Source organism: Kitasatospora sp. NPDC056184 (genome assembly GCF_042268405.1).
Lineage (GTDB): Bacteria > Actinomycetota > Actinomycetes > Streptomycetales > Streptomycetaceae > Kitasatospora.
Window position 1 is genome coordinate 39,501 of sequence record NZ_JBHJUI010000021.1, and the last position, 11,434, is coordinate 50,934.

An 11,434-nucleotide genomic window follows, 5' to 3' on the forward strand; every position below is an offset into this window, starting at 1 on the left:
TTCCGGCACCCCCCCCCCCCGGCGTTTTTTTCGGGGGGCGCCCCCCCCGCCGCGGCCCCGCCCCCCCCCCGGGGGGGGCCCGGGCCCGACGCCCCCACGACCGTCCGGGTCGCGCCCGCGGGCGCGACCCGGATCCGTCGTCGGGGCATCCGTGCTGGCCAGCGGGGACGCCTCGGTCATGACAGAGCCGCACGCCCGTGCAGTGATCCACTCGCGACCGGATACCCTGCCTGTATGGCCAGCGGCGGCACTCAGGGACCGGGCCGCTAGATCGACCAGGGACAGAGGAGTGGTCTTCGTGACCGTCGTGGGACCCTTTGGGCTCAGCGTGCAGGACCGCGATCTGACCCGCGACGTCCAGGCCGGGATGGACGCGGTGGAGATCGCGCTCACCGACGCCGTGAAGAGCGACGTCCCGTTCATCACCGTCACCGCCAGCCATCTGATCGAGGCCGGCGGCAAGCGCTTCCGCCCGCTGCTGGTGCTGCTCGCCGCCCGGTTCGGCGACGCCAACGCGCCCGGGGTGGTCCCGGCCGCCGTCGTCGTGGAGCTCACCCACCTCGCCACGCTCTACCACGACGACGTCATGGACGAGGCCCCGGTGAGGCGCGGCGCCCCCAGCGCCAACTCGCGCTGGGACAACTCGGTCGCCATCCTGACCGGCGACTTCCTCTTCTCCCGCGCCTCCCAGGTGCTCGCCGACCTCGGCCCGGAGGCCGTCCGGCTGCAGGCCGACGCGTTCGAGCGGCTGGTCACCGGCCAGATCCTGGAGACCGCCGGCCCCGGCCCCGAGGACGACCCGCTCGACCACTACCTCAACGTGCTGGCCGGCAAGACCGGCTCGCTGATCGCCGTCTCCTGCCGGATAGGAGCGCTGGCGGCCGGCGCCGAGCCGTGGGTGATCGACATCCTCAGCTCCTTCGGCGAGCGGATCGGCATCGCCTTCCAGCTGGCCGACGACGTCCTGGACATCGCCAGCGACGGCCACGAGTCCGGCAAGACCCCCGGCACCGACCTGCGCGAGGGCGTGGAGACGCTGCCGACCCTGCTGCTGCGCCAGATGCCCGCCGACCCGGCCGACCCGTCGGACACCCGGCTGCGCGAGCTGCTCCGCAAGGACCTCTCCGACGACGAACTGCACGCCGAGGCGCTGCGGCTGCTGCGCCGCCACCCGGCGCTGGAGCACGCCCGCCGGGAGACCCTGCGGCACGCCGAGGAGGCCCGCGCGCTGCTGGACCCGCTCCCGGACGGCCCGGCCAAGGAGGCGCTCCAGGCGCTCTGCGACTCGGTGGCCATCCGCACCATGTGACGGCCGGACGGCCCCGCCCGGAGCGGGCGGGCGAATTGCCGTCCGTGGTCCCGGGGGCTGCGCGGATGGGGGAGACTGACACCCGTCAGCACCGTGTCCGCACCGCCCACCCGGAAGGCCGCCATGCTTCGCGTCGTCATCGCCGAGGACTCCGTACTGCTGCGGGAGGGCCTGACCCGGCTGCTCACCGACCGCGGCCTGGAGGTCGTGGCCGGCGTGGGGGACGGCGAAGCGCTGATCAAGACGATCCACGACCTGGCCGCCGGCGGCGCGCTGCCCGATGTGGTGGTCTCCGACGTGCGGATGCCCCCCACCCACACCGACGAGGGCCTGCGCGCCTGCGTCACTCTGCGCGGCCTCTACCCGGGGCTCGGCGTGCTGGTGCTGTCGCAGTTCGTCGAGGAGCGCTACGCCTCCGAACTGCTGGCCGGTTCCACCCGCGGTGTCGGCTACCTGCTGAAGGACCGGGTGGCCGAGGTCCGCGAGTTCGTGGACGCGGTGGTCCGGGTCGCCGAGGGCGGCACCGCGCTGGACCCGGAGGTCGTCCAGCAGCTGTTGAGCCGCAGCCGCAAGGGCGATGTGCTGGCCGGGCTGACCCCGCGCGAGCGCGAGGTGCTGGGGCTGATGGCGGAGGGCCGGACCAACACCGCGGTGGCCAAGCAGCTGGTGGTCTCGGAGGGCGCGGTGGAGAAGCACGTCAGCAACATCTTCCAGAAGCTGGGGCTCTCGCAGAGCGCGGGGGACCACCGCCGGGTCCTCGCGGTGCTCACTTATCTGAATTCCTGACCGGCCCGCCGCCGGGCCGTTCGAGGAGCGTGTTCGTGTCCGAACCACAGGGTCGCTCCGGGGTCCGAAACCGGTCGTCCACGGCGTTTTCCTCGGGTGCGGCGGTGATTTTCCGCCGCATCGGGGAGTTCCGTCCAAGGCAATCCTTACCCGCATAGGATGCGAGAGGTGCACCAGGCGGACGGGGCACACGGCTCACGCCCGCGGCTGGTTCCCACGAGGAGGTCCGCGGCAGTGACCAGTCAGGTCGATCAGTCAGAAGCAGTGGACGGCTCGGACGGCGACGAGGGCCGCTCCGGGCCCGGCGGGGGCCGCTCCGGCCCTGCCGCGCCGGTCGGTCCGCAGCAGCGGGGCGCCAAGCCGATCCGCCGGCTGGACCGGGTGATCATCAGGTTCGCCGGGGACTCCGGCGACGGCATGCAGCTCACCGGTGACCGCTTCACCTCGGAGACGGCGTCCTTCGGCAACGACCTCTCCACCCTGCCCAACTTCCCGGCCGAGATCCGCGCTCCCGCCGGAACGCTGCCGGGCGTCTCGTCCTTCCAACTCCACTTCGCCGACCACGACATCCTGACCCCGGGCGACGCGCCCAACGTCCTGGTGGCGATGAACCCGGCGGCCCTCAAGGCCAACCTCCCCGACCTGCCGCGCGGCGCGGAGATCATCGTCAACACCGACGAGTTCACCAAGCGCGCGCTGGCCAAGGTCGGCTACGGCGCGGACCCGCTGGCGGACGGCTCGCTGCAGGGCTTCCACCTGCACAAGGTGCCGCTCACCACGCTGACCCTGGAGGCGCTCAAGGAGAGCGGACTCGCCCGCAAGGACGCCGAGCGGGCCAAGAACATGTTCGCGCTGGGCCTGCTGTCCTGGATGTACCACCGCCCGACCCGCGGCACCGAGTCCTTCCTGCGCACCAAGTTCGCCCGGAAGCCGCAGATCGCCGAGGCCAACATCAGCGCCTTCCGGGCCGGTTGGAACTTCGGCGAGACCACCGAGTCCTTCGCGGTGTCCTACGAGGTGCCGCCGGCCAAGCTGCCGCCGGGCCGCTACCGCAACATCTCCGGCAACCTGGCGCTGTCCTACGGCCTGATCGCCGCCTCCCGGCGCTCCGGGCTGCCGCTCTACCTGGGCTCCTACCCGATCACCCCGGCCTCGGACATCCTGCACGAGCTCAGCCGGCACAAGGACTTCGGGGTGCGGACCTTCCAGGCCGAGGACGAGATCGCCGGCATCGGCGCGGCGCTCGGCGCGGCCTTCGGCGGCGCGCTCGGCGTGACCACCACCTCCGGCCCCGGCGTGGCGCTCAAGAGCGAGACCATCGGCCTGGCCGTCTCGCTCGAACTCCCGCTGCTGGTGGTGGACATCCAGCGCGGCGGCCCGTCCACCGGTCTGCCGACCAAGACCGAGCAGGCCGACCTGCTGCAGGCGATGTTCGGCCGCAACGGCGAGGCCCCGGTGCCGATCGTGGCCCCGGCCACCCCGGCCGAGTGCTTCGACGCGGCGCTGGAGGCGGCCCGCATCGCGGTCACCTACCGCACCCCGGTCTTCCTGCTCTCGGACGGCTACCTGGCCAACGGCTCGGAGCCCTGGCGGATCCCCGAGGTCGACGAACTGCCCGCGATCGAACCGGACTTCGCCACCGCGCCGAACCGCGAGGACGGCGGGTTCTGGCCCTACCAGCGCGATCCCCGGACGCTGGCCCGCCCGTGGGCGCTGCCCGGCACGCCCGGCCTGGAGCACCGGATCGGCGGCATCGAGAAGCAGGACGGCACCGGCAACATCTCCTACGACCCGGCCAACCACGACTTCATGGTCCGCATCCGGCAGGCCAAGGTGGACGGCATCACGGTGCCCGACACCGTGGTCGACGACCCGGACGGCGAGGCCCGGGTCCTGGTGCTCGGCTGGGGCTCGACGTACGGCCCGATCACCGCGGCGGTCCGCCGGGTGCGCGCGGACGGCGGCCGGATCGCCCAGGTGCACCTGCGCAACCTCAATCCGTTCCCGGCCGATCTCGGGACGGTGCTGCGGAGTTACGACAAGGTCATCGTGCCCGAGATGAACCTCGGCCAGCTGGCGCTGCTGCTGCGCGCCAAGTACCTGGTGGACGCGGAGTCCTACAACCAGGTGCGCGGACTGCCCTTCAAGGCCGCGCAGTTGGCGGATGTGCTGTGGGCGGCGATCGGCACCCTGGACGAGGAGGACAACCGGTGAGCGAGACGTTCCGCTCGTTGCAGCTGGTCCCGAAGGCCGAGGCGCCGCAGAGCGCCAAGGAGTTCAAGACGGACCAGGAGGTGCGCTGGTGCCCCGGCTGCGGGGACTACGCGATCCTGGCCGCGGTCCAGGCCTTCATGCCGGAGCTGGGGATCAGACGGGAGAACACCGTCTTCGTCTCGGGCATCGGCTGCTCGTCCCGGTTCCCCTACTACATGAACACCTACGGGATGCACTCGATCCACGGCCGCGCCCCGGCGATCGCCACCGGGCTGGCGACCTCCCGGCGCGACCTCAGCGTCTGGGTGGTGACCGGCGACGGCGACGCGCTGTCGATCGGCGGCAACCACTTGATCCACGCGCTGCGCCGCAATGTGAATCTGAAGATCCTGCTGTTCAACAACCGTATCTACGGCCTGACCAAGGGGCAGTACTCGCCGACCAGTGAGGTCGGGAAGATCACCAAGTCCACGCCGATGGGCTCGCTGGACGCCCCGTTCAACCCGCTCTCGCTGGCCATCGGCGCGGAGGCGAGCTTCGTCGCCCGGACCATCGACTCCGACCGCCAGCACCTCCAGTCGGTGCTGCGGGCGGCGGCCGAGCACGAGGGGACGGCGCTGGTCGAGATCTACCAGAACTGCAACATCTTCAACGACGGCGCCTTCGAGGTGCTGAAGGAGGCCGGCACCCGGGACGAGGCGCTGATCCGGCTGGAGCACGGGCAGCCGGTCCGCTTCGGCGCGGACCGTGCCCGGGGTGTCTTCCGGGGCGCCGACGGCGAGCTGTTCGTCGACGCCGTCACGGCGGAGAACGAGTCGGCCGTGCTGGTCCACGACGCCCACGCGGCCGGCCCGGCCGCGGCGTTCGCGCTCTCCCGGATCGCCGACGCGGACACCCTGCACCACACCCCGATCGGCGTGCTGCGCGCCGTCCGCCGCCCGGTGTACGACGAGCTGATGGCCGGCCAGCTGGCCACCGCCGTCGCCGACCGCGGTGAGGGCGACCTGGCCGCGCTGCTCACCGGTGGCGACACCTGGACGGTCGACTGAGCCCGGCCGGTCCGCGGAACACGGCGGCGCCCCCGGCCCTCCCGGCCGGGGGCGCCGCCGTTCCCGCCGCTACCGCTGCCCGGTCCACTCCACCAGCTCGACCACGACCCCGTTCGGGTCGGTGACCTGGAAGAGCTTCTCGCCCCACGGCTCCTCGCGCAGCGACATGGTGATCTCCACGCCGGCGGCGCGCAGCCGCGCCTCCTCGGCGGCCACGTCGCCGACCACGAAGGCCAGGATCAGCCCGGCGGCGACCTGGTCGCGGACGCCCTCCGGCAGGACCTCGATCCCGCGCCTCAGGAACACCACGTTCATCCCGGCGCTGTCGTGCCCGAGCGAGACGAACCCGTCGGCCGCCATCTGCTCGGCGAACCCGAAGTGCTCCCGCAGGAACGCCGCGGACGCCTCGACGTCCTCGACGGTGAGCGAAACGGCGGAAGAGGTGATCTGCATGCCCGGTGGATCCTCTCGTCGACTTTTATCCCGTACGCAGTACACTATACGCAGTACGGAGAATGTGGGAACAGTGACCCCGGTCACACTGGTCGGGGGTGCTCAGTCCAGCCCGGGCAGCGGGTCCTGGTCGACGTCGTGGCGGGGGACGCGCTCGGACGGGTCGCGGCACTCGGGGCCGAGCCGCAGGATGCGCGACTCCGGGTCGTGCAGCGGGCGGTGGCAGCGGCGGCAGGTGACCCGGGGGCGGACGGCCTCGGGGGTGGCGGTGCCCGGCAGCGGGTCGGGGTCGGCGGCGGTCATGGCCCCGACCGTACCGGCGGGCCCGGCGTGAAAGGATCGGGGCCATGGCCAGTGACCGCAGCAGCGCAGGGGATCCGGCACGCACGCTCGCGCTGCTCTGGGGCCTGTCGGCGCAGGAGAAGCCCGGCCGGCGCGGGCCCCGGCAGGCGAAGTCCCCGGCGGAGATCGCCGCCGCCGCGATCGCGATCGCGGACGCCGAGGGGGTGGACGCCGTGACCATGCGGCGGGTCGCCCAGGCGCTCGGCGTGTCGCCGATGGCGCTCTACACCTACGTGCCCGGCAAGGCCGAGCTGCTGGACCTGATGCTGGACACGGTCTACGCGGCGATGCCCCGCACCGCCCCCGGCGGCGACGGCTGGCGGGCCCGGGCCTCCGCCGTCGCCGACGACAACCGCGCGCTGCACCGCGCCCACCCGTGGACGGTGGCGGTCGCCACCAGCCGCCCGCCGCTCGGGCCGGGCCTGATGGCGAAGTACGAGTACGAGCTGCGCGCCCTGGAGGGCACCGGTCTGCCGGACGTCGAGCTGGACGCGGCGCTCACCCACCTGCTGGGCTTCGTGGAGACCTGCGCCCGGATGGCGGCGGACGAGCGCGCCGCGCGGCAGGAGAGCGCGCTGACCGACGCCCAGTGGTGGGCCGCCAACGCCGAGCTGCTCGCCCGGGTCTTCGACGCCGAGCGCCACCCCGTCGCGGCCCGGGTCGGCGCCGCCGCCGGTGAGGCGCACGGCGGGGCGTACGATCCGGACCACGCGTACGCCTTCGGCCTGGCCCGGGTGCTGGACGGCCTGGCGGCCCTCGTCGAGCGGCGCCGGGCCGAAGCCGGCGGGGGTTAGCGCCCCCGGGCGTCGTACTCCTCGCGCGCGGCCTGCACCGCGGTGACCCGCGCCTCGGTCCAGTGCGCCAGCTCGGCGACCAGCCGGGCGGCCTCCCGGCCGAGCGGGGTCAGGCTGTAGTCGACCCGGGGCGGGATGACCGGGTGGGCCTCGCGCAGCACGAAGCCGTCGCGCTCCAGCGTCTGCAGCGTCTGGGCGAGCATCTTCTCGCTCACCCCGGTGATCCGGCGGCGCAGCTCGCTGAACCGGTAGCCGCGCTCGTGCAGCGCGCCCAGCACCAGCACGCCCCAGCGGCTGGTGACGTGTTCCAGGACGCCGCGGGACGGACACATCCGGTCGAAGACGTCGGGCGGGGGCAGCGGGCGGTCCGGGGCGCCGGGGCCCGCCGCGGGCGCGGTGTTCATTACCTGCATGTCAGTACCCTACTTTGAAGTGCGTACTTACGAAAGGTTAGTGCCACCCCTAGAGTGAGTTCCGAAGCCGAAAGTTCAACGGACAACCACCCCAGGGAGCAGCACCATGTACGTCGTCACCGGAGCCACCGGACAGCTCGGCCGCCTCGTCGTCGACGGCCTGCTGGCCAAGGTCCCCGCGAGCGAGGTGGCGGTGGTCGTCCGCTCCGCCGGGAAGGCCGCCGACCTCGCCGAGCGCGGCGTGACCGTCCGGGTGGCCGACTACAGCCGCCCGGAGAGCCTGGCGGGCGCCTTCGCCGCCGGGGACAGGGTGCTGCTCATCTCGGGCAGCGAGATCGGCAGCCGGGTGCCGCAGCACACCGCCGTCGTCGAGGCGGCGCGCGCCGCCGGGGTCGCGCTGCTCGCCTACACCAGTGCGCCGGGCGTGGCCACCTTCAAGCTGGCCGACGAGCACAAGGCCACCGAGGCGGTCATCCGCGAGTCCGGGCTGCCCTTCGCCCTGCTCCGCAACGGCTGGTACACCGAGAACTACCTGGGCGACGCGGCCGGCACGGTCGAGCGCGGCGCGGTGGTCGGCAGCGCCGGCCGGGACGGCCGGATCGCCACCGCCCCGCGCCGGGACTACGCCGACGCGGCGGTGGCCGTGCTCACCGGCGAGGGCCACGAGGGCGCCGTGTACGAGCTGAGCGGCGACGCCGCCTGGAACCTGCCGGAGCTGGCCGCCGAGCTGGCCCTGGCCTCGGGCAAGCCGGTCGCGTTCCACGAGGTGGCGCCGGAGGAGCACCTGCGGATCCTGGTCGGCGCCGGCCTGCCGGAGGGCTTCGCGGAGATCCTGGTCGACGTCGACGCCGGCATCGCGCGCGGCGAGCTGGCCGGCACCCCGGGCGACCTGGCCCGGCTGATCGGCCGCCCGACCGTCCCGCTGGCGCAGAGCGTGCGGGCCGCGCTGGGCGCCTGAGCCCCGGTCCGGGAGCGCTCCGGCGCCGTCCGCGGCACCCGCCGCGGGCGGCGCCGTCCGCGCTCCCCGGCCATGTCATGACCAAAAACTGAAAACGGAGATGACAGGCGCGGCCGTGCCCGCTACCGTCGGCTCGACACTCACGCGCGCGGAGGAGCGGACGGCCCATGCCAGAGACAACCCAGCACGAGGCCGGGCGCGGCCTCTGGTACGGCTTCGCGGCCTACGGCATATGGGGCCTGTTCCCGCTCTTCTGGCCGCTGCTGGAGCCCGGCGCCGCGGACGACATCCTGGCCAACCGGATGGTCTGGTCGCTGGTCGCGGTCGTGCTGCTGCTGGTCGTCCAGCGGCACTGGGGCTGGATCCGCCCCCTGCTGCGCCAGCCCCGCCGGCTCGCCATGCTGGGCGCCGCCGCCACCGTGATCTCGGTCAACTGGGGCGTCTACATCTGGGGCGTCAACACCGGGCACGTGGTGGAGACCAGCCTCGGCTACTTCATCAACCCGCTGGTCACCATCGCCTTCGGCGTGCTGGTGCTCAAGGAGCGGCTGCGCAGGGCCCAGTGGGCGGCGGTGGGCATCGGCGCCCTCGCGGTGGCGGTGCTGACCGTCGGCTACGGGCGGCTGCCGTGGATCGCGCTGACCCTGGCCCTCTCCTTCGCCACCTACGGGCTGCTCAAGAAGACGGTCGGGCTGAGCGGGCTGGAGAGCCTGGCCGCCGAGAGCGCCTTCATGTTCCCCTTCGCCCTGGCCTACCTGGTCTACCTGCAGTTCTCCGGGCGCGGCACCTTCGGGCACACCGTGGCCGGCGAGTACGGCTGGGGGCACACCGGGCTGCTGGTGCTCAGCGGCGTGATCACCGCCGTCCCGCTGCTGTTCTTCGGCGCGGCCGCCGTCCGGGTGCCGCTGAGCATGCTCGGCCTGCTCCAGTACCTGGCGCCGGTGTTCCAGTTCCTGATCGGCATCGCCGTCTTCCACGAGTCGATGCCGCCCGCCCGCTGGGCCGGCTTCGCCCTGGTCTGGGCGGCCCTCGCGGTGCTCACCTGGGACGCGCTGCGCCGGGTCCGGGCCGACCGGGCGGCCGCCCGGGCCCGGACGGCCGCCGCTCCGACCACCGCCGCGGCCCCCGCCGACGCGGTGCCGGTCAGGCGGTGATGTCCCGCGCGGTGAACCGGGACCAGGCCGCCGAGCCGAACACCGCCACGTAGGCGGCCTGCAGCCCGAGGTTCTTCAGCACCCCGTCCCAGTACATCGGCTCCCGCAGCAGGTCGCCGAAGCTGAGCCAGTGGTGGGTGAAGAGGAACGGCTGGATCGCGTGCAGCTGCGGGAAGCTGTCCAGGATCTGCACCGTGATCACCAGGCCGACGGTGGCCGCCATCGCCGCGATGCCGCTGCCGGTGAGCGTCGAGACGAACAGCCCGATCGCGACCAGCCCGGCCAGCGAGGCGGCCACCACGGCGGCCACCAGCACCGCCCGCACCAGGGCCGAGCCGAGGCCGATGGTCTCGCCGGAGATCAGCGTGACGTCGCCGACCGGGAACAGCGCCGTTCCGGCGATCACCGCCGACAGCGCGACGGTCGCCGTCGCCGCCAGGCAGAACGCCAGCCCGGCGGTGAACTTGGCGGCCAGCAGCCTGGTCCGCCCGGCCGGCGCCACCAGCAGGTAGCGCAGGGTGCCGGTGGCCGCCTCGCCCGCCACCGAGTCCCCGGCGACCACGCCGACCGTCATCGGCAGGAAGACCGGCAGCGCCACCGCGAGCGCCGTGAACACCAGGAACAGGCCGTTCTGGGTGACCTGGGCGATGAACGCCGGGCCCTCGCCGCCGCGCGCGCCGTCCGTCTCGATCCGGACCACCACGCCGATCAGCACCGGCAGCACCGCCAGGATCCCCAGCAGCACGATCGTCCGCATCCGGCGGAAGGTCAGCAGCAACTCGTTGCGGAACAGCGCCAGGAACCCGGCCGCCGTCTGCGGACGCCGCCCGGGCGCCGCGGCCGCGACCGCCGGAACCGCCTCAGCCCGCGACATCGAAGCCCTCCCCGGTCAGCGCCACGAAGGCGTCCTCCAATGTGCCCCGCTCCACGCCGAAGCCGTGGACCCGGACCTCGGCCGCGACCAGCGCCGCGCAGAGCCCCGGCAGCGCGTCCTCGGCCAGGGCGCCGACGTCGCCGTCCACCCGGTCGTCGCCGATCCGGAGCTCGGTGACCTCGTGGGCGAGCAGCACCTCGCCGGCCCGGTGGGTGTCCGGGGTCCGCACCACCAGCCGGCCCCGGGCGCGGGCGGCCAGCTCGGCGACGGTGCCCTGCACCACCAGCCGGCCGCGCGACATCACCGCGGCGTGGGTGCAGACCTGCTCGATCTCGTCCAGCAGGTGCGAGGACAGGAAGACCGTGGTGCCCTCGGCCGCGACCTCCCGGACCAGCGCCCTGATCTCCCGCATGCCCTGCGGGTCCAGACCGTTGGTGGGCTCGTCCAGGACGAGCAGCTCGCGCGGCTGGAGCAGCGCCGAGGCCAGGCCGAGCCGCTGCTTCATGCCCAGCGAGTAGGCCCGGGCCTTCTTGCCGGCCGCCGCGGCCAGGCCCACCCGGTCCAGCGCCTCGGCGACCCGGTGCTTGCGGGTGCGCGGATCGGACGTCGGGTCGGCGGCGTCGAACCGGGCCAGGTTGTCCCGGCCGGAGAGGAAGCCGTACAGCGCCGGCCCCTCGATCAGCGCGCCGACCCGGGGCAGCACCGAGGACACCGACTGCGGCATCGGCTCGCCCAGCACCGTCGCCACCCCGGCGCTGGGGGCGATGAGGCCCATCAGCATCCGGATCGTGGTGGTCTTGCCGGAGCCGTTGGGGCCGAGGAAGCCGAAGACCGAACCCCGGGGAACGCTCAGGTCCAGCCCGTCCACGGCGACCTGGCCGCCGCGGAACCGCTTGGTCAGACCCCTGGTCCTGATCACGTCGTCGGACGGGCGGGAGGGCGAAGCGGCACCGGGGGGGGGGGGGGGCCCCCCCCCCCCCCCCCCCCCCCCCCGCGGGCCCCCCCCCCCCCCCGGCGCCCCCCCCCCAAAAAAAAAACCCCCCCCCCCACCCGCCCCCCCCCCGGGGGGGCCCCCCCCCCCCACCCGC

At 73.7% G+C, this 11,434-nt stretch carries 12 protein-coding genes; 7 read left to right on the plus strand and 5 right to left on the minus strand.

Features of this window, described 5'->3' with window-relative positions:
- Positions 1–298: 298 nt before the first annotated feature.
- The 4 genes from ACFC0B_RS31265 (at position 299) to ACFC0B_RS31280 (ending at position 5,358) form a co-directional block, all read left to right on the plus strand.
- Positions 299–1,309 carry a polyprenyl synthetase family protein gene (locus ACFC0B_RS31265; protein ID WP_376093388.1) on the plus strand — a complete coding sequence of 337 codons (1,011 nt, stop codon included), beginning with the start codon at positions 299–301 and terminating at the stop codon, positions 1,307–1,309.
- 123 nt (positions 1,310–1,432) lie between these two features.
- Positions 1,433–2,095, plus strand: a complete 663-nt coding sequence (locus tag ACFC0B_RS31270) for a LuxR C-terminal-related transcriptional regulator (RefSeq protein WP_376093391.1) — start codon at positions 1,433–1,435, stop codon at positions 2,093–2,095.
- A gap of 234 nt (positions 2,096–2,329) precedes the next feature.
- Positions 2,330–4,309, plus strand: a complete 1,980-nt coding sequence (locus tag ACFC0B_RS31275; protein ID WP_376093394.1) for a 2-oxoacid:acceptor oxidoreductase subunit alpha — start codon at positions 2,330–2,332, stop codon at positions 4,307–4,309.
- Positions 4,306–5,358 (plus strand): 2-oxoacid:ferredoxin oxidoreductase subunit beta, encoded by a 1,053-nt coding sequence (locus ACFC0B_RS31280; protein WP_376093397.1) that lies wholly within the window; start codon positions 4,306–4,308, stop codon positions 5,356–5,358. The genes ACFC0B_RS31275 and ACFC0B_RS31280 overlap by 4 nt, the downstream gene beginning before the upstream one ends.
- 69 nt (positions 5,359–5,427) lie before the next feature.
- Here ACFC0B_RS31280 and ACFC0B_RS31285 read toward each other — a convergent pair whose 3' ends face one another.
- Both ACFC0B_RS31285 and ACFC0B_RS31290 read right to left on the minus strand, forming a co-directional pair.
- Positions 5,428–5,811: a VOC family protein gene (locus tag ACFC0B_RS31285; protein ID WP_376093400.1), complete on the minus strand. Its 384-nt coding sequence runs from the start codon at positions 5,809–5,811 to the stop codon at positions 5,428–5,430.
- 102 nt (positions 5,812–5,913) lie between these two features.
- On the minus strand, positions 5,914–6,114 hold the full coding sequence (locus ACFC0B_RS31290; RefSeq protein WP_376093403.1) for a DUF6011 domain-containing protein: 201 nt from the start codon (positions 6,112–6,114) through the stop codon (positions 5,914–5,916).
- A 44-nt stretch (positions 6,115–6,158) separates the two neighbouring features.
- Here ACFC0B_RS31290 and ACFC0B_RS31295 point away from each other — a divergent pair, with 44 nt between their 5' ends.
- Positions 6,159–6,947 (plus strand): TetR/AcrR family transcriptional regulator, encoded by a 789-nt coding sequence (locus ACFC0B_RS31295; RefSeq protein WP_376093406.1) that lies wholly within the window; start codon positions 6,159–6,161, stop codon positions 6,945–6,947.
- Here ACFC0B_RS31295 and ACFC0B_RS31300 read toward each other — a convergent pair.
- Positions 6,944–7,351 carry a winged helix-turn-helix transcriptional regulator gene (locus tag ACFC0B_RS31300; RefSeq protein ID WP_376093619.1) on the minus strand — a complete coding sequence of 136 codons (408 nt, stop codon included), beginning with the start codon at positions 7,349–7,351 and terminating at the stop codon, positions 6,944–6,946. The two genes, ACFC0B_RS31295 and ACFC0B_RS31300, sit on opposite strands and share 4 nt — an antisense overlap.
- Positions 7,352–7,466: 115 nt before the next feature.
- Here ACFC0B_RS31300 and ACFC0B_RS31305 point away from each other — a divergent pair, with 115 nt between their 5' ends.
- Both ACFC0B_RS31305 and rarD read left to right on the plus strand, forming a co-directional pair.
- The gene (locus tag ACFC0B_RS31305; RefSeq protein WP_376093409.1) at positions 7,467–8,318 is read left to right on the plus strand and encodes an SDR family oxidoreductase; all 852 of its coding nucleotides are present in this window, start codon (positions 7,467–7,469) and stop codon (positions 8,316–8,318) included.
- A gap of 167 nt (positions 8,319–8,485) precedes the next feature.
- Positions 8,486–9,472: an EamA family transporter RarD gene (rarD, locus tag ACFC0B_RS31310; protein WP_376093412.1), complete on the plus strand. Its 987-nt coding sequence runs from the start codon at positions 8,486–8,488 to the stop codon at positions 9,470–9,472.
- Here the strand turns inward: rarD and ACFC0B_RS31315 are convergent.
- Positions 9,462–10,346 carry an ABC transporter permease gene (locus tag ACFC0B_RS31315; RefSeq protein ID WP_376093415.1) on the minus strand — a complete coding sequence of 295 codons (885 nt, stop codon included), beginning with the start codon at positions 10,344–10,346 and terminating at the stop codon, positions 9,462–9,464. The two genes, rarD and ACFC0B_RS31315, sit on opposite strands and share 11 nt — an antisense overlap.
- The gene (locus ACFC0B_RS31320; protein ID WP_376093418.1) at positions 10,333–11,265 is read right to left on the minus strand and encodes an ABC transporter ATP-binding protein; all 933 of its coding nucleotides are present in this window, start codon (positions 11,263–11,265) and stop codon (positions 10,333–10,335) included. Before ACFC0B_RS31320 ends, ACFC0B_RS31315 begins: the two co-directional genes overlap by 14 nt.
- Positions 11,266–11,434 lie beyond the last annotated feature (169 nt).

What these genes read in the sequence shown, in the direction of transcription:
- ACFC0B_RS31270 (WP_376093391.1), top strand. Translation starts at nt 1,433, where the DNA reads ATGCTTCGCGTCGTCATCGCCGAGGACTCCGTACTGCTGCGGGAGGGC.
- ACFC0B_RS31285 (WP_376093400.1), bottom strand. Translation starts at nt 5,811, where the DNA reads ATGCAGATCACCTCTTCCGCCGTTTCGCTCACCGTCGAGGACGTCGAG.
- ACFC0B_RS31290 (WP_376093403.1), bottom strand. Translation starts at nt 6,114, where the DNA reads ATGACCGCCGCCGACCCCGACCCGCTGCCGGGCACCGCCACCCCCGAG.
- ACFC0B_RS31295 (WP_376093406.1), top strand. Translation starts at nt 6,159, where the DNA reads ATGGCCAGTGACCGCAGCAGCGCAGGGGATCCGGCACGCACGCTCGCG.
- ACFC0B_RS31300 (WP_376093619.1), bottom strand. Translation starts at nt 7,351, where the DNA reads ATGAACACCGCGCCCGCGGCGGGCCCCGGCGCCCCGGACCGCCCGCTG.
- ACFC0B_RS31305 (WP_376093409.1), top strand. Translation starts at nt 7,467, where the DNA reads ATGTACGTCGTCACCGGAGCCACCGGACAGCTCGGCCGCCTCGTCGTC.
- rarD (WP_376093412.1), top strand. Translation starts at nt 8,486, where the DNA reads ATGCCAGAGACAACCCAGCACGAGGCCGGGCGCGGCCTCTGGTACGGC.
- ACFC0B_RS31315 (WP_376093415.1), bottom strand. Translation starts at nt 10,346, where the DNA reads ATGTCGCGGGCTGAGGCGGTTCCGGCGGTCGCGGCCGCGGCGCCCGGG.